Source organism: Pseudomonas sp. P65(2024), from assembly GCF_057480955.1.
This window is the reverse complement of sequence record NZ_JBLIYX010000001.1, coordinates 383739-401132: the sequence shown is the minus strand read 5'-3', so window position 1 is coordinate 401132 and position 17394 is coordinate 383739. Positions and strand designations below refer to the sequence as shown.

Sequence of the window (17394 nt, the reverse complement as noted above, 5' to 3'; positions counted from 1 at the left end):
AGCGCCGTTAGGCGCCGGAAACTGGTAAAGTGCCGCGCGTAATTAATTGAGAGGATTGTTTCATGGCTACCAACCGTTCCCGTCGCCTGCGCAAGAAACTGTGCGTGGACGAATTCCAGGAGCTGGGTTTCGAACTGAACCTGGACTTCAAGGAAGACCTGTCCGATGAAGCCATTGATGCCTTCCTCGACGCTTTCCTGGCTGAAGCCATGGATGCCAACGGCCTGGACTACGTCGGCGGTGACGACTTCGGCCTGGTCTGCAAGGCTACCCGCGGTTCGGTCAGCGAAGAACAGCGCGCCGCTGTCGAAGCCTGGCTGAAAGGCCGCAGCGAACTGACCAAGATCGAAGTCAGCCCGCTGCTGGACGCCTGGTACCCGGAAAAACCGGTCAATCCGGCTTCCTGATCAATAAGGGCGGTACGGCCTGTACCACCCTTATTTGGCTTCGGCCAGGCGCTCCCGCTGCCTGGCCAGGGCCTTCTCCACGCGGCGCATGTGCCGCGCCAGCACCTGGCGACGCCTTTTCAGTTCTGCCTGTGACAAGTTCGTCTCCTCCAGCGCTTCACACGCTTCGATCAATGCCTGCGCATCCAGCATTCGCCCCGCGCTGAGGATCTTGTGTGCCTGTAGCGACAGCTCGGCACCTTCACGTTGCGGATCTATGGCCATCAGAATTTTCAGGTCCTGGCGCAGGCTCAGAAGCAAAGTGTCGAGAATGCGGTCGCGATCGGCGAGGTTGTCGCCGACGATCACGGACAGGCCTTCAAGGTCGAAGCGTGGGGGCGGGGCAGACTTGCCGTGGTCCTGTCGGGGGATCCGTACAATGCCCTTCAGGCGTTGCCCCAGCACTTGCAGGCCGATGGGCTTGAGCAGGCAGTCGTCCATGCCGGCGTCGAGACACTGCTGACGCACCTCGGGCTGGGCATTGGCGGTGTAGCCCAGGATGGTACAGCGTGGCCGATCCTGCAGGCGCTCTTCCATGCGCACAGCTCTGGCCAGTTGGTAGCCATTCATCTGCGGCATGTTGCAATCGACGATGAGTACATCGAAGCAGCCCTCGCGCCATTTGCGCAACCCTTCGCATCCCTCTTCGGCACTTTCCTGGCTCAACCCCAGGTAGTTCAGTTGCTGGGCCATCAACAGCAGGTTGGCCGGGTGGTCGTCTACCACCAGGATGTTCAACTGCTGCTCGGGTTGCAGGATGTCCGTGGCGAGTCGCGGCAGGACCGCTACTGATTCGACACATTGCAAGGGCATCACCAAGCGCACGCGGGTACCGACACCCTGCAGGCTCTGCAGGGTGAGCTCGCCGCCCATCATCGCGCACAGATCGCGGCTGATGACCAGCCCGAGCCCGGTGCCGGCTCGGGCACCGACGCTATGGGGGTTGGCTTGCACGAAGGGAGAGAACAGGCGCGGCAGGTCTTTCTCGTGGATCCCGATACCGCTGTCACGGACTTCGAGGTCGAGCGTCGGCAAGTCTTGCTCGCAGTCGTTGCGCACCCTGGCGGTGATGCGCACCTGTCCTTGTTCAGTGAACTTGATCGCATTGCTCACCAGGTTCGACAGCACCTGCTTGAAACGCAGCGGGTCAAGCATCGCATGGCAGCGTGCCTCGCTGGCGATCACGATGTCCAGTACCAGGCCCTTGTGTCGGGCCAGGCCATCGAACACACGTCCTACCGACTCGATCAGGGCCGCGAGGTCTACAGGTTCGGGGGCCAGGGACATTTGTCCTGACTCGATACGGGCGATGTCCAGGATGTCGCCGATCAGCCCCAGCAGGTCACTGGCCGAATGATGGGCGACCTCCAGCGCCGGGCGGTCCAGCTTGCCCTGATCGGCATGTCTAAGGGCCAGCTCAAGCATGCCGATGAGTGCGTTCATCGGAGTACGGATCTCATGGCTGATGGTGGCCAGGAAAGTGCTCTTGGCTCGGTTGGCATCATCGGCCTGCTGCTTGGCCAGGCGCAGGTCCTGGACCAGGTTGCGGCGTTCGCTGATGTCGATCCAGCCACCGATGATGCCTTGCATTTCGCCCAGCGAATCGCGGTAGGGCAGGATCCAGTGATAGATCGTCAGGTCGCGGTCCTTCAGGCGCAGCGGGCGGTCGAGAATCAACGGCTTACCCTGCGCCATTACCCGCTGGTAGTCGTCCTGGACTTGGAGTGTGTAGTCGCAGTCGCTGTAGGGCGCATCCTCCAGGCGTTTGCCCAGAACCTGCTCGAGGTCGGCGCCGACCGCCTGCAGGTAGCTGTCGTTGCAGCTTTGCAGGCGTCCTTCACGATCGCGTACATACATCGGATGAGGCGTGCCGTTGAGCAACGCGCCCATGAACTCCAACTGGTCGTTCAGCGCCCGCTCGGCCCGCTGGCGCTGTTTGATCTGGCGGCGCAGCCGGGCATTCCATACCAGTGCGAGCACCAACAGGACGGCAATCACCCCCACCACCTGCAGGATTACCCGACGGTAGTTGCGCCAGTAGGCGTCGTCCTGCAGGCCGTGGTCCCGCCAGCGACTGTTGATCACGCCCAGTTCCTCCGGCGAAATGCTCAGCAATGCTTTGTCGAGTATTGCACCCAGTTCGCTGGCGTCAGCGGCGGTCGCCATGGAGAACGCCGCTGGCTCCGTGCCCACGGTGCTGCGGATGACCAGATCGTTGCTGGTAGCGAGCATGTGGTTGGCATCGATCAGGGTGGCGATCGCCGCATCCACCGCGCCGCTGCCGAGCAGCACCATGGAGTAGTAGGTGCTTTCGGTGGCGACCTGGTGGATGCCTGGGTGGCGTGTCGTCAGCAGGGTGGCCACCGTGCTGTCGCGAGGCACGGCGACACGCTTGCCCTTGAGTTGCTTCAGGCTGCTGGGTTGGTCGTTGCCGGTGTGGCTGACCAGCACATAGGCGCTTTCCAGGTAGGGGCGGCTGACCTGCAGTGGATTGACCCGACGGGCATCGGTGGAGAGGCTGGCGATGATGTCGGCACGACCAGACTCAAGCTGGTCGATCATGTCGCCATCGCCACTCGCGCGACGAATCTCGAAGCGCAGGCCGGTACGCAGGCGGATCAGTTCGAGCAGGTCGGCGACAATGCCTCGCAGGCGGTCATTGTTGTCGAAGAATGTCAGGGGGGCTGCAGTATCGTTGACCACCACCCGCATGATCGGGTGCTCGCTCAGCCACTTTTCCTCGCGTGCCGATAGCTGTAGCTTGCGGTCAGTCAGCAGGCTGCCGCTGCTGGCACTCCAGCGCTTGAAGATGTCGTTGCGGGTGGCGTTGGGCTGGGCGTCGAGCGCGGCGTCCACCAGGGACTGAAGGATGCGCGCGTCCTCGCGCATGGCAAAACTGAAGCCCACGGCTTCGTGCTTACCGAAGTTGGCCATGCGCAGGTGCGGCAGGTGGCCCTGACTGATCAGGTAATGAGTAGAGATGGTGTCACCGATGAACACGTCGGCCTGCTCGAAGGCCACGGCATTCAGTGCCTGTGTGGACGACTCGAAGGTAAGTAACTCGGCCTTTGGATAGTTGGCGCGGATCTCCCCGGGCGGCAGGTAGTGATACAGCATGCTCAGGCGCATGCCTGCGAGACCGGTGTCCAGCGCCCGGGTTTCATCCTCGCGGGTTACCAGCACCGGTTGGTCAATGGCGTAGGGGAGCGACAATGCAAGACCCTGGGTCACCGCCTCATAGCCGTTGGCGCTACCCAGCAGGTCGATATGGCCGCTTTTCAGTGCGGCGACCGCGGCCGGCCGGCTGGGAAAACGCTGCACCCGGACCGGCAGGCCCAAGGCGCTGCCGACCAGGCCGGCGTAGTCGGCGGTCAGTCCTTGGTACTCGCGCCCACCGGTTGCAATGTCGAATGGTGGGTAGTCGGGAGCCGAGGTACCCAGTACCAGTTCCTGGCGCTCTGCGAGCCATTCGCGCTGGGCGGGTGTCAGGGACGGCTGGACGGAAGCAGGCGCCGAGCGGCTGAGCAGGGTATAGGTCCGGCCCGTGTCGACGGTCACGCCGGCGCCTTGCAGTGGCGTACCCAGCCCGAGGCAGAGCAGCGATGTAACGATACACCTCCACATCATGACCTCAGACCAGCGCGTTGCGCTTGGCGACGTCGATCAACTCCACCAATGTGCTGGCGCGCAACTTGTGCATCAGGCGTTTCTTGTAGGTGCTGACAGTCTTGTTGCTGAGGAACATGCCCTTGGCGATCTCCTTGTTGCTGCGTCCCTGAGCAAATAGTTGCAAGACCATGAGTTCCCGGTCGTTGACTTGGCGAAACAGCTCCAGCTCCTGGTTGCTACCTGTTGGAGGTGGATTGAGCGCCTGGCTGGGAAAATAGTTATATCCCGACAGTACGGCCTTGATGGCGCTGAGCAATTCACTGAGGTCTTCCTGTTTGCACACATACCCGGCAGCGCCGGAATGCATGCAGCGCACGGCGAACAGGGCCGGTGCTTGGGCGGTCAGTACCAGAACCTTCAGCGGAATGGCCATGGCCTGCAGGCGCGAAAGCATTTCCAGACCGTCCAGCTTGGGGATGCTGATGTCGAGGATAACCAGATCGGGCGGGGTTTCACGGATAATCTGCATGGCGTCCACGCCATTGTCCGATTCACCGACTACCTTGTATCCCTGGTTTTCCAGCAACATCCGTATTGCCAGGCGTATGACGGGATGGTCATCAACTATAAAGACTGAGTGCATATTCAACATTCCATGCTGCGCGTGAAGGCAGCCGGCACATTAGCTCAGTTGAATGTCGACGGGCAGGGAAGTGGTTGCCAAATCGGGGATATAGGAATTTACTTACAGCACTTACGAAGCATTGCTACGAGTGATGTGGATGTTGGTAGGGATTTATCAGGATTTGATCGTTTTTGTCGGTGTTGTTGGTGGACGTGTTTAATATCAAGCGATATTGCGTGGGAAATTTCACGCATATTAAACGTCGGTGGCAAACAGACGCCTGCCACCTCGTCCCGTCATTACTTCGGACTTGAGCGCCCGGTCATTTCCAGCGCCATTTCGCTGGCGTAGCTGTCGGTCATCCCGGCGATGAAGTCGATCATGCGCAGGAAGGCGCTGTGCAGCGAACCGTAAGGGTCGGGAGCGTTGTTGCCGATCAGGTCCAGAACCCGCCGGCTCTTGAAGGACGGAACGCGGCCGCCATGCTGTTCCAGCGCCGCGCCACAGAAGGTGTTGAGCAGGATCTCCAGGGTCGTGTACGCTCCGATCTCGTGAAGGGTCTTGCGTTTGTCCTGGAAGATTTTCTTGCGTGCCATGTCCTTGGCCTGCAGCACGCAGCGTTGCGCCGGCCCGTGCATGTGCTCGACCAGGTCGCCCGTCAGCCGGCCAACGAGCAGGGCCTGCTGCTGTTCGACGAAGGCCTGGGCGGCGGCGTTGGTCAGGTGCTCGATGGCTTTGCCGCGCAGGATCGCCAACTTTCGCCTGCGCGATTCACCGGGCCCCAGCAGGCGATAGGTTTCCGGTAGATCGTCGCCCACCAGGTCCAGCAGCAGAGCCTCGACCTCTGCGTACTGCAGCAAGTCCATCTCCAGCCCGTCCTCGAGGTCGATCAGGGCGTAGCAGATGTCGTCCGCGGCCTCCATCAGATACACCAGCGGGTGACGGGCCCAGCGTTGGTGCTCTAGCTGCGGCAGGCCTAGCTTGCCGGCGATCTGCTCGAGCAGCCCCAGTTCGCTCTGGTAACAGCCGAACTTGTGCTTCTTATAGCCCAAGGCATCCGCGTGACGTGCCGCCCATGGGTACTTGAGGTAGGCGCCAAGGGTGGCGTAGGTAAGGCGCATGCCACCGTCAAACTGGTGGTATTCGAGCTGGGTGAGCACGCGAAAGCCCTGGGCGTTGCCTTCGAAGTTGAGAAAGTCGGCGCGCTGGTCGTCACTCATGTCGTCCAGCCAGCCACGCCCGGCCGCCTGCTGGAACCAATGACGGATGGCGTCCTCGCCGGAGTGGCCGAACGGCGGGTTGCCGATGTCATGGGCCAGGCAGGCCGACTGCACGATCATTCCCAGATCGCTCGGCTCGCACCAGGCCGGCAGTTGCTCGCGCAGGGTCTCGCCGACGCGCATGCCTAGCGAGCGACCGACGCAGCTGACCTCCAGGGAGTGGGTCAGGCGTGTGTGGATGTGATCGTTGCTGGATACCGGGTGCACCTGGGTCTTGCGCCCCAGGCGACGGAACGCGCCAGAGAAGGTGATGCGGTCGTGATCTTTGTGGAACGGGCTGCGGCCAAGCTCCTCGGGGCTGTAAAGAGCTTTGCCCAGTCGTTCGCGGGTTAGCAGGGTGTGCCAGTCCAAGGCGTGTTCTCCCATCGTAGAGTCGGGATAGCTTCCTGCGTCCGGCGCGCCCGTGCAAGCGTCGGGCGCACCTTGGCTTCAGGGGCGGCGGCTGTTACCGAGGAACAGGCGGATCAATGGAACCAGGCTGGTCCCCACCCGAATCAAGCGCGTCAGGTTGCCGCTGCGCACGCCCTTGCCGGTGAGAAAACCCAGGGCAACGACGGCGCCGATGCCCCACAGTGAGCCATGCTTGACCCCAAGGCCCTCGCCGAACGAGTTGCCCATCCCGCGCAGGCGGCGGACCGGTTCAAGCAACTGGCCGGACTCGTGGCGGATTTCCTGGCGGTGCATTTCCATGCGCAGGCGCAGCAGCGCCTTGCGCAGCTCGCGCGGGTTACGGGTGTTGGGCAGTTCGGGCAGACTCATGGCAGCAGGCGCTCCCGATCTTTGGCCAACTCCTGGAGGGTGGCGTTGAACGGCGAGGACTCATCGAACACCGCGGCCTTAAGACGCAGGCCGCAGTATAGCGCGGCGACCCCGTAGAACACGCACAGGCCGATGATCCCGGCCAGGCGATAGCTGTCCCACAGCAGCACCAGCAGCAGGCCCGACAGCGCGGTCAGCAGCAGCAGGGCGAACACCAAGGCCAGGCCCGCGAACAACAGCAGGCTGAGGGTGCGGGCCTTTTGCTCCTGCAACTCGATGCCGAACAGCTCGATATGGCTGTGCAGCAGACCCAATATGGCCGCGCCCAGGCGCCGACCGGAGGCGCCCGTGCCGATGGCGTCGTTATCCATGCCGGCTCCTCAGCGCTTGGCCAGCAGGCCGATCAGCAGGCCGACGCCGGCGGCGATGCCAATGGCCTGCCACGGGTTCTCCTGTACGTACTGTTCGGCGTTGCCAAGGGCCGCTTGGCCGCGGGCACGCACCGAATCCTGGGTCAGTTGCAGGGTCTCGCGGGCCTGCACCAGGCGTTCGTGGATCTGCTCGCGCAGTTCGTCAGCCTGGTCGCCGGCCAGGTTGGCGGTGTCGGCGAGCAGCTTCTCGGTGTCGCGGACCAAGGCCTGGAAGTCAGCCATCAATATTTCCTGTGCAGTCTTTGCCGATTTGCTGGCCATGGAGGGGCCTCCCTGTGAATGTGTACTGGCTATTTCGAGTGATCGGTGCCGCGGAAGGTTCAGCGGAATATGTTGGTACAGCGCTTGCTAAAAAGCGGTGCGTGTCCGCCAAGACTTGCGCCGAAACCATGCGCCAGCGCTGCGGATACCGCTAAACCTTAACTCAATCCACGACAAACCCAAGAAAAAACCACGCAGGTTCCGCCCGGTTCACCGAAACAGGGCAGGGGCCTGGCACCGATCCGGTGCACGGATGCCGGTTCTTGAACTGTCCTGGTGCCTTTTTGCAGGTCTGCCACTTCATGGAAAACATGCACAGCGCGATGGACTCACTGGTCCATGGCTCCAACACCTTGTTCATCCTCATGGGCGCGATCCTGGTCCTGGCCATGCACGCGGGGTTCGCCTTTCTCGAGGTTGGCACGGTGCGGCACAAGAACCAGGTCAACGCCTTGTCGAAGATCATCAGCGACTTCGCCATCTCGGCTCTGGTGTATTTCTTCATCGGTTACTGGGTCGCATACGGCGTGAGTTTCCTGCAGCCGGCGGCGACCCTGGCCAACGATCACGGCTATGCCCTGGTCAAGTGCTTCTTCCTGCTGACCTTTGCCGCAGCCATTCCGGCGATCATCTCCGGCGGTATCGCCGAGCGCGCCCGCTTCGCGCCGCAACTATGCGCGACGGCATTGATCGTGGCGTTCATTTACCCGTTGTTCGAAGGCGTGGTGTGGAATGGCAACTTCGGCTTGCAAGCCTGGTTGCAGGCGCGTTTCGGTGCGCCGTTCCATGATTTCGCCGGTTCCGTGGTGGTGCACGCCATGGGTGGCTGGTTGGCGCTGGCGGCGGTGCTGCTGCTCGGTGCGCGGCGGGGCCGCTACCGCGACGGGCGCCTGGTGGCGTTCGCGCCGTCGAGTATTCCATTTCTGGCGCTGGGTTCGTGGATCTTGATCATCGGCTGGTTCGGCTTCAACGTCATGAGTGCGCAGACCCTGCAGGGGGTGAGTGGGTTGGTGGCAATCAACTCGCTGATGGCGATGGTTGGCGGCACGTTGTCGGCCTTGTTGGCCGGGCGCAACGATCCGGGCTTCCTGCACAACGGCCCGTTGGCAGGCCTGGTGGCGGTGTGCGCGGGGTCCGACCTGATGCACCCGGTGGGCGCGCTGGTCACCGGGCTGGTGGCCGGTGGACTGTTCGTCTGGTGCTTCACCGCCGCGCAGAATCGCTGGAAGATCGACGACGTGCTGGGGGTGTGGCCATTGCATGGCCTGTGCGGCGTGTGGGGTGGCATCGCCTGCGGTGTGTTCGGCCAGGCAGCCCTGGGTGGGTTGGGCGGCGTCAGCCTGGTCAGCCAGCTGCTGGGAAGCCTGGCGGGCGTGCTGGTGGCGCTGGCCGGGGGTTTTGCCGTGTATGGCCTGATCAAGGCGCTGCATGGCCTGCGCCTGAGTCACGAAGAGGAGTTCCAGGGGGCGGACCTGGCCGTGCACAGGATCGGCGCCACTAGTCAGGATTGAGCCAGGTCAGGTGCGCGCCGGCGGGCTCGGACCTAGAATGAGCATCCATTCATGCGAATTACGGATGTCTGCATGCTCCCTGAAACCCAGTTGTTCGGCACCGTGGGGTGCCACCTGTGCGAAGTGGCCGAGGCCGTGCTGATGCCTCTCGTCGAGCACGGTCTGCTGGTCGAGCTGGTCGATATCGCCGACAGCGAGGCACTGTTCGAACGCTACGGGCTGAGCATCCCGGTGCTACGCCGTTGCGACACCGGTGCCGAGCTGGGCTGGCCGTTCGATGCCGAGCAGGTGGTGGCCTTCCTCGGCTGAGTCGCACATTGACGAGCAGGGGTCTCGCTCCGTATGCTGTATATAAATACAGTATTCGAGGTGAAGCCATGCTCAATGTCGAGCAACTCAAGTACAGCATCAATCACATGGCTCCCGAGCGTGTGTACGAGGCCGTGCTGGAACTGCGCCTCGACGGCATCGTCACCGACGAGCGCACGCCGTTCGGCAAGGTGCATTTCAATACCTGCTTCGCCGAGATCGAGGCGCTGTTCCAGCGCGCTGGCTTCCACCGTCCGCTGGACGTGGTGGGCTACCAGGGCCTGAGCTACGCCCTCTACGATCCGGGGCGCTGGGACGCGGTACAAGTGTTGCGCTGGCTCAAGGCGCGCTGCGAGCCGGTCAGCGAGGCTGGTTGAGGGGCGCGAGCTGGGGGATAATGCCTGCCCCGCAGAACCGAGCCCGACGATGACCACGCCTTTCGACCCCTCCCGCCAGCAAGCCAGTACAGTATGCCTGCCTCCGGGCCTCTGGACGACTGTGCTTGACTGTCTGTGTGATCATTTCAAGGGCATCGACCGTGAGCAATGGCTCGACCGCTTCGCCCGTGGTCGGGTGTTGAATGCCGACGGCCAGCCCATTGCGGCGGATACGCGCTACCGGCAAGGCATGCGCCTGCACTATTTCCGTGAAGTACCCAATGAAAAAGTGATCCCGGTGCAGGAAAAGATCCTGCATGTCGACGAGCACCTGGTGGTGGCGGACAAGCCGCACTTCCTGCCGGTCACCCCCACCGGCGAGTACGTCGAACAGACGCTGCTGCGCCGGCTCATCCGGCGTCTGGACAACCCGCACCTGGTGCCGCTGCACCGCATCGACCGACACACCGCCGGGTTGGTGCTGTTTTCCGCCAACCCGCAAAGCCGTGGCGTCTATCAGCGCCTGTTTCCCGAGCGACGCATCGACAAGCACTACCAGGCCATCGCCGCAGCCATGCCGCAGCATGACTACCCGCTGGTGCACCGCAGCCGCCTGGTGCATGGCGAGCCGTTCTTTCGCATGCATGAAGTGGAAGGGGCCGATAACAGTGAAACTCATGCCTGTGTGCTGGAGAAAAACGGCGAGCTGTGGCGCTATGGCCTGTCACCGGTCACCGGCAAGACCCACCAGTTGCGGGTGCACATGGCGGCGTTGGGCGCGGGGATCTGCAACGATCCGTTCTATCCGCAGCTGGTCAACGAGCAGGATGATTACGCACGGCCACTCAAGCTGCTGGCCCACAGCCTGCGCTTCGAGGATCCGTTGACGGGTGAGGTGCGGTATTTCGAGAGCCGGCTGACGCTCGACTGGTAAACGCATCGCGGGGCAAGCCCGCTCCCACAAATCCTGTGCAGAGTGCCAGACCTGTGGGAGCGGGCTTGCCCCGCGATGGTGTCTACCGGTTTCAGCGGTTGAAGCGTTCCACCAGCGAGTACTGGGTACCCGCGGTGCTGGTCAGTTCTTCGCTGAGCAGCGCCGAGCGCTGGGCCTGGCCGGAGGTCTGATCGGCCAGGTCGGCAATGGTGCTGATGTTGCGGCTGATCTCCTCGGCCACCGCGCTCTGCTCTTCGGTGGCGGCGGCGATCTGGGTCGCCATGTCGGTGATGTTGGCCACGGCCTCGCTGATGCCTACCAACGCCTGGTCGGCCTCCATCACCCGCTCGACACCTTCCTGGGCCTGGCGGTGGCCGGTCTCCATGGTCTGCACCGCGTTGTTGGCGGTCTGTTGCAGCTTGGCGATCAGGGTGTGGATCTGCCCGGTGGATTCGGCGGTGCGCTGGGCCAACTGACGGACCTCGTCGGCGACCACGGCAAAGCCGCGGCCCATCTCGCCGGCGCGTGCCGCTTCGATGGCGGCGTTGAGCGCCAGCAGGTTGGTCTGGTCGGCGATGCCCTTGATCACATCGACCACGCCGCCGATCTCGTCGCTGTCCTTGGCCAGCTGGGTGACGGTCAGCCCGGTCTCGCCCACGGCGGCGGACAGCCGCTCGATGGCGTCACGGGTTTCACCGGCGATGTTACGGCCCTGGCTGGTCAGGCGATTGGCTTCCTGGGTGGCGTCAGCGGTGCGCTGGACATGGTTGGCCACTTCCTGGGTGGTGGCGGCCATCTGGTTGACGGCGGCGGCGACCTGCTCGGTTTCCACCCGCTGGCGCTCCAGGCCCGAGGAACTCTGGTGGGCCAAGGCGTCGGACTGGCGTGCCTGGTCGCTGAGCTGCTCGGCGCTGTCCTGCAGGCGGGTCAGGCAGGTCTTCATCCGTGCGTCCTGGCTGAGCATGGCCATTTCCAGGCGTGCCTGGACACCGCGGCTGTCGGTGTACATCTGCGCGATCAGCGGATCGGAAGTGGTCTGTTCGGCCAGGCGCAGCAAGCGCTTGAGGCCGCGCTGCTGCCAGCTCAGGCCGAGCAGGCCGAGCGGCACCGACAGGCCGGCGGCCAGGGCGAAGCCCCAGGAGTGACCGAGCCAGTTGCCGATCAGGAAGCCGATCTGGCTGACCAGGATGAACGGCAGCCAGTCCTGTAGCACCGGCAGCCACTTGTCGCGTTTCGGGATGGCCGAGCGGCCCTGGTTGATGCGCTGGTACAGCGCCTCGGCGCGACGGATCTGCTCGGCGGTGGGCTTGACCCGCACCGACTCATAACCAATTACCTGGTTGTTGTCGAAGATCGGCGTGACGTAGGCATTCACCCAGTAATGGTCGCCCGACTTGCAGCGGTTCTTGACGATGCCCATCCACGGCAGGCCTTGCTTGAGGGTCTGCCACATGTGGGCGAACACGGCCGGCGGCACATCGGGATGGCGCACAAGGTTGTGCGGCGCGCCCATCAATTCCTCGCGGGTGAAACCGCTGATCTCGATGAAGGCATCGTTGCAGTAGGTGATCACGCCCTTGGCGTTGGTGGTGGAGATCAACCGCTGCTGGGCAGGGAAAGTCCGTTCTCTCTGGGTAATCGGCTGGTTGTTACGCATTGGCTGTTCAATCCGCAAGGCTTTCGACGGGTATCGGCAAGCCTCTGGTTTTATTGAATGAATATTTAACTGGCTTGATCTGGGGCAAGGTGGCATCAGTGCCGCTGAGCTAATGCAGCCCACCTGATCGCAGCCGTTGCCGCCAATATTGCAGTTTTCTTTATAAATGATGACGAATAGGTCTGATCATGACCGATTGTTCAATGCGGGGCCAGCATCGGGTAGCTGAAAGCGGCGAAGTGCGCCAGGTTGACGCAGGTGTGGCAAAGCACCGCCGTCGCCAACCCGCCATGGCGATAGGCCAGACCATACCCCACTCCGGCCAGGGTCGCCAGGTAGAACCATTGCCAGCCACCGGCCAGGTGCGCAAGGCCGAACAACAGCGCGGCCACCAGCAACGCCAGCCCCTCGTGCCTGAACAGACGTTGCAGGCCGCCCTGGATGTAGCCACGGAACAGCAGTTCCTCGGTCAGGCTTACCAGTAGCAGGTTGTTCAGCAGCCACAGCCAGGCCTGGTCGGGCCATTTCGGTGCCCAGGCCACCATGCCCAGGGCCCAGGCGCCGCCCAGGCAGGCGAGCAGGGTCAGGGGCAGGGTCAGCGCCAGGCCCGGCAACAGGCCGCGTGGGCGCAGCATGATCAGCCACGGGCAGGCCAGCAGCAACCACAGGCCGATCAGGGGCTTGTCGAGGTTGAGGTACAGGGAGAAGGGCACGGCGCCTTCGCTGAGCACGGCCTTGTCGATCACCTTGGCGCTGTGGAAGCCGGGTAGCCAGTGCAAGGCCAGGGCGATGGCCAGGAGGATGAACAACAGGTGGCCGAGGCTTTGTTGCCAGCGTACCGGACGTCGAGCGAGCAGGGCACTGCACAGCAGGGCGAGCAAGGCGGGCAGGGCAGCGAGACCGAGGCTGCCGTAGGTCAGGGCGATCGCATAGCCGAGGGCGAGCAGGATCAGGGCGATCCAATGGGGAAGAGGCATGACATTTCCTTAGTGCCGGTGAATCCGAGGAGGGTAGGACTCCTCGTTTGGCCGTCAGGACACCTGAAATCAGCCACGCGGGGCAAGCCCCCACATTGCGTGGGAGCGGGCTTGCCCCGCGATGGGGCCTTACCCTGCGATCAATTGCCGCAGCACATAATGAAGGATCCCTCCCGACTTGAAGTACTCCACCTCATTGAGGGTATCGATCCGGCACAGTACCTCGATCTGCTCCTGGCGTCCGTCCTCGCGGGTAATGCGCACCGGCAGGCTCATGCCCGGGCGGATCTGCGCGCCGCCAAGGCCCAGCACATCGATGCGTTCCTTGCCGGTCAACCCGAGGCGCTTGCGGTCGTCGCCAGCCTTGAACTGCAACGGCAGCACGCCCATGCCCACCAGGTTGGAGCGGTGGATGCGCTCGAAGCTTTCCGCCAGCACCGCCTTGACCCCCAGCAGGTTGGTGCCCTTGGCCGCCCAGTCGCGGCTGGAGCCGGTGCCGTATTCCTGTCCGGCAATCACCACCAGCGGCGTGCCATCCTGCTGGTAGCGCATGGCGGCATCGTAGATCGACAGTTTCTCGCCCGTGGGTACGTACAGTGTGTTGCCACCTTCCTCGCCACCGAGCATCTCGTTGCGGATGCGGATGTTGGCGAAGGTGCCGCGCATCATCACCTCATGGTTGCCGCGCCGTGAGCCGTAGGAGTTGAAGTCCCGCGGTTCCACGCCCTTGCCGCGCAGGTAGCGGCCGGCCGGGCTGTCGGCCTTGATGTTGCCAGCCGGGGAGATATGGTCTGTGGTCACCGAGTCGCCGAGCAGGGCAAGGATGCGCGCGCCGTGGATATCGCCGATTTCCGGCAGTGGACCACTGATGTCGTCGAAGAACGGCGGGTGCTGGATATAGGTGGAATCGTCCTGCCAGACATAGGTGGCCGCCTTGGGCACCTCGATGGCCTGCCATTGGGCGTCGCCGGCGAATACTTCGGCGTATTCCTTGTGGAACATGCGCGTGTCGACATTGCCCACGGCCTCGGCGATCTCCTGCTGGCTGGGCCAGATATCGCGCAGGTACACGGGCTTGCCATCCTTGCCGGTGCCCAGCGAGTCCTGGGTCAGGTCGACGCGCACGCTGCCGGCCAAGGCGTAGGCCACCACAAGCGGCGGCGAGGCCAGCCAGTTGGTCTTGACCAATGGGTGCACCCTGCCTTCGAAGTTGCGGTTGCCCGACAGTACCGAAGCCACGGTGAGGTCGGCGCTGCCGATGGCCTTCTCGATCGCCTCGTCCAGGGGGCCGGAGTTGCCGATGCAGGTGGTGCAGCCATAGCCGACCAGGTCGAAGCCGAGCTGATCCAGATAAGGCGTGAGACCGGCGGCCTTGAAGTAGTCCGTCACCACCTTGGAGCCTGGGGCCAGCGAGCTCTTGACCCAGGGCTTGCGGGTCAGGCCCTTCTCCACGGCTTTTTTCGCCACCAGCCCGGCGGCCATCATCACGCTGGGGTTGGAGGTGTTGGTGCAGGAGGTGATGGCGGCGATCACCACGGCGCCGTCGCGCAAGGTGTGGGTCTGGCCGGCATGGCTGTAGTCGATCTCGCCGGCCTGGTCGGCATTGCCCACCGCCACCCCACCACCGCCTTCGCTTTCCAGGCGACCGACCTCCTTGGCCAGGGGTTTGGGCTGCAGTTCGATGAAGTGGTCGAAGGCCTGGGCGACCTGGCCCAGAGCAACCCGGTCCTGCGGCCGCTTGGGCCCGGCGAGGCTGGCTTCGACGTCGTTCATGTCCAGTGCCAGGGTGTCGCTGAACAGCGGCTCCTGGCCTGGCAGGCGCCACAATCCCTGGGCCTTGCTGTAGGCCTCGACCAGTTGCACGGCCTCTTCGGGGCGTCCGGACAGGCGCAGGTAGTCCAGGGTCACCTGGTCCACCGGGAAGAAACCGCAGGTGGCGCCGTACTCAGGGGCCATGTTGGCAATGGTGGCGCGGTCGGCCAGCGGCAGGTCGGCCAGGCCGTCGCCGTAGAACTCGACGAACTTGCCCACCACGCCCTTCTTGCGCAGCATCTGTGTCACCGTCAGCACCAGGTCGGTGGCGGTGATGCCCTCGCGCAGCTTGCCGGTGAGCTTGAAGCCGATGACCTCGGGGATCAGCATCGACACCGGCTGGCCGAGCATCGCCGCCTCGGCCTCGATACCACCGACGCCCCAGCCGAGCACGCCCAGGCCGTTGATCATGGTGGTGTGCGAGTCGGTGCCGACCAGGGTGTCGGGGAAGGCGTAGGTGCGGCCGTCCGCCTCACGGGTCCACACGGTGCGCCCCAGGTACTCGAGGTTGACCTGGTGGCAGATGCCGGTGCCCGGCGGTACCACGCGGAAATTGTCGAAGGCGCTCTGGCCCCAGCGCAGGAAGGCGTAGCGCTCGCCGTTGCGTTGCATCTCGATGTCGACGTTCTGAGCGAAGGCATTGGGGCTGGCGTAACGGTCGACCATCACCGAGTGGTCGATCACCAGGTCCACCGGCGACAACGGATTGATTCGCTGTGGGTCGCCACCGGCCTTGGCCATCGCCGCGCGCATGGCGGCCAGGTCGACCACCGCCGGCACGCCGGTGAAGTCCTGCATCAGCACCCGCGCCGGGCGGTACTGGATCTCGCGGTCGGAGCGACGCTCCTGCAGCCACTGGGCCAGGGCGCGCAGATCGTCGCCGGTGACGGTCTTGCCGTCTTCCCAGCGCAGCAGGTTTTCCAGCAGCACCTTCAGTGACATGGGCAGGCGCTGCAGGTCGCCGAGCTGGCGCGCGGCGTCGGGCAGGCTGAAATAGTGGTAGACATGGTCGGCCACCTGGAGAGTCTTGAGGGTTTTCAGGCTATCGAGCGAGGGCATTTACAACTCCTTGTGCTCCGGTGTCCGGCGATTGCGTGTCGCTCGCCGGTGTCACCGCTCTGGACCGGTCCGCACGGCACGGACCTGGCTGAACAGTCAGGTTAGACCGGTTTGTCTGGCCTGACCCTTTTCTGGACCGATGGGGCGTGTCGTCGGTTCCGATCTTCCTTTATCATTCGCCGCCCTGGCGCCGTCTGCGCCAGTGATGTGGAGTGAGAAATGAATACCCTGTTCATGCATTGCCGGCCCGGCTTCGAGGGCGAGGTCTGCGCCGAAATCAGCGAACACGCCGCCCACCTGGGTGTGTCCGGCTATGCCAAGGGCAAGCCGCAGAGCGCCTGCGCCGAGTTCGTCTGCAGCGAGCCGGACGGTGCCGAACGCATGATGCAGACACTGCGCTTCTCGCAGCTGATCTTCCCGCGCCAGTGGGCCCGCGGCACCTACGTCGAGCTGCCGGAGACCGACCGCATCAGCGTGCTGCTCGAGCACCTGGCCGCGCTGCCGGTGTGCGGCAGCCTGTGGCTGGAAGTGCTCGACAGTAACGATGGCAAGGAGCTGTCGACCTTCTGCCGCAAGTTCGAGGTGCCGCTGCGCAAGGCCCTGGAAAAGGCCGGGCGGCTGGTGGACGACGCCCGGCGGCCACGCCTGCTGCTGACCTTCATCAGCGGCCGGCGGGTGTTCCTGGGGCTTGCCGAGGCCGACAACTCGGCGCTGTGGCCGATGGGCATCCCGCGCCTGAAATTCCCCCGCGAGGCCCCCAGCCGCTCGACCCTCAAGCTCGAGGAGGCGTGGCACCAGTTCATTCCCCGCGAGCAGTGGGACCAGCGCCTGAACGACGACATGACCGGCGTCGACCTGGGCGCCGCGCCCGGCGGCTGGACCTACCAGCTGGTCAAGCGCGGCATGCTGGTGACCGCCATCGACAACGGGCCGATGGCCGAAAGCCTGATGGACACCGGCCTGGTCACCCACCTGATGGCCGACGGCTTCACCTGGAAGCCCCGCCAGACCGTCGACTGGATGGTCTGCGATATCGTCGAGAAGCCGGCGCGCACCGCTTCGCTGATCGAGACCTGGCTGGGCGAAGGGCTGTGCCGCGAGGCAGTGGTCAACCTGAAGCTGCCGATGAAGCAGCGCCACGCTGAGGTGCGCAAGCTGCTCGAGCGCATCGAGGCCGGGTTCAAGGCGCGCAAGGTGAAGGTATCGATCGCCTGCAAGCAGCTGTATCACGACCGCGAGGAAGTGACCTGCCACCTGCGCCGGCTGGACCTGAAACCGCGCTGAGGCCAGCGCGGGGGCTGTGACAGCCCCGCTTCATGCGCCACAATGACGATCATTTTGCGGAGC

General features: G+C 63.9%; 15 protein-coding genes. 6 read left to right on the top strand and 9 right to left on the bottom strand.

Features of this window, described 5'->3' with window-relative positions:
- Positions 1–62: 62 nt before the first annotated feature.
- A complete protein-coding gene (locus tag AC25MA_RS01985) occupies positions 63–407 on the top strand; it encodes a YggL family protein (RefSeq protein WP_028692777.1) in 345 nt (114 codons plus the stop codon).
- 30 nt (positions 408–437) lie between these two features.
- Here the strand turns inward: AC25MA_RS01985 and AC25MA_RS01980 are convergent, their stop codons facing one another.
- The 6 genes from AC25MA_RS01980 to AC25MA_RS01955 all read right to left on the bottom strand — a co-directional run bounded on the left by AC25MA_RS01980 (position 438) and on the right by AC25MA_RS01955 (position 7411).
- Positions 438–4070: an ATP-binding protein gene (locus AC25MA_RS01980; protein ID WP_486971771.1), complete on the bottom strand. Its 3633-nt coding sequence runs from the start codon at positions 4068–4070 to the stop codon at positions 438–440.
- Positions 4071–4077: 7 nt separating this feature from the next.
- Entirely contained in the window at positions 4078–4698 is a 621-nt protein-coding gene (locus AC25MA_RS01975) for a response regulator transcription factor (RefSeq protein WP_028692775.1), read from the bottom strand.
- 281 nt (positions 4699–4979) lie between these two features.
- Positions 4980–6311: a deoxyguanosinetriphosphate triphosphohydrolase gene (locus AC25MA_RS01970; protein ID WP_486971770.1), complete on the bottom strand. Its 1332-nt coding sequence runs from the start codon at positions 6309–6311 to the stop codon at positions 4980–4982.
- Between the two features lie 78 nt (positions 6312–6389).
- Entirely contained in the window at positions 6390–6719 is a 330-nt protein-coding gene (locus AC25MA_RS01965; protein ID WP_028692773.1) for a hypothetical protein, read from the bottom strand.
- Positions 6716–7090, bottom strand: a complete 375-nt coding sequence (locus tag AC25MA_RS01960) for a phage holin family protein (RefSeq protein WP_028692772.1) — start codon at positions 7088–7090, stop codon at positions 6716–6718. The genes AC25MA_RS01965 and AC25MA_RS01960 overlap by 4 nt, the downstream gene beginning before the upstream one ends.
- A 9-nt stretch (positions 7091–7099) precedes the next feature.
- Positions 7100–7411: an ElaB/YgaM/YqjD family protein gene (locus AC25MA_RS01955; protein WP_028692771.1), complete on the bottom strand. Its 312-nt coding sequence runs from the start codon at positions 7409–7411 to the stop codon at positions 7100–7102.
- Positions 7412–7713: 302 nt separating this feature from the next.
- On the opposite strand from AC25MA_RS01955, the gene AC25MA_RS01950 reads away from it, so the two are divergent.
- The 4 genes from AC25MA_RS01950 to AC25MA_RS01935 all read left to right on the top strand — a co-directional run bounded on the left by AC25MA_RS01950 (position 7714) and on the right by AC25MA_RS01935 (position 10542).
- The gene (locus AC25MA_RS01950; RefSeq protein ID WP_028692770.1) at positions 7714–8922 is read left to right on the top strand and encodes an ammonium transporter; all 1209 of its coding nucleotides are present in this window, start codon (positions 7714–7716) and stop codon (positions 8920–8922) included.
- A 72-nt stretch (positions 8923–8994) separates the two neighbouring features.
- Entirely contained in the window at positions 8995–9231 is a 237-nt protein-coding gene (locus tag AC25MA_RS01945; protein ID WP_028692769.1) for a glutaredoxin family protein, read from the top strand.
- A gap of 68 nt (positions 9232–9299) precedes the next feature.
- Positions 9300–9608 (top strand): hypothetical protein, encoded by a 309-nt coding sequence (locus AC25MA_RS01940; RefSeq protein ID WP_028692768.1) that lies wholly within the window; start codon positions 9300–9302, stop codon positions 9606–9608.
- A 49-nt stretch (positions 9609–9657) separates the two neighbouring features.
- Positions 9658–10542, top strand: a complete 885-nt coding sequence (locus AC25MA_RS01935; RefSeq protein ID WP_280092372.1) for a pseudouridine synthase — start codon at positions 9658–9660, stop codon at positions 10540–10542.
- Between the two features lie 91 nt (positions 10543–10633).
- Here AC25MA_RS01935 and AC25MA_RS01930 read toward each other — a convergent pair whose 3' ends face one another.
- The 3 genes from AC25MA_RS01930 to acnA all read right to left on the bottom strand — a co-directional run bounded on the left by AC25MA_RS01930 (position 10634) and on the right by acnA (position 16047).
- The gene (locus tag AC25MA_RS01930) at positions 10634–12199 is read right to left on the bottom strand and encodes a methyl-accepting chemotaxis protein (protein ID WP_028692766.1); all 1566 of its coding nucleotides are present in this window, start codon (positions 12197–12199) and stop codon (positions 10634–10636) included.
- 200 nt (positions 12200–12399) lie between these two features.
- Complete coding sequence (locus tag AC25MA_RS01925; RefSeq protein WP_062359609.1) at positions 12400–13176, bottom strand: CPBP family intramembrane glutamic endopeptidase; 777 nt, start codon at positions 13174–13176, stop codon at positions 12400–12402.
- A 129-nt stretch (positions 13177–13305) separates the two neighbouring features.
- Entirely contained in the window at positions 13306–16047 is a 2742-nt protein-coding gene (gene acnA, locus AC25MA_RS01920) for an aconitate hydratase AcnA (protein WP_028692764.1), read from the bottom strand.
- 219 nt (positions 16048–16266) lie between these two features.
- Here acnA and rlmM point away from each other — a divergent pair, with 219 nt between their 5' ends.
- A complete protein-coding gene (gene rlmM / locus AC25MA_RS01915; RefSeq protein ID WP_062359604.1) occupies positions 16267–17331 on the top strand; it encodes a 23S rRNA (cytidine(2498)-2'-O)-methyltransferase RlmM in 1065 nt (354 codons plus the stop codon).
- Positions 17332–17394 lie beyond the last annotated feature (63 nt).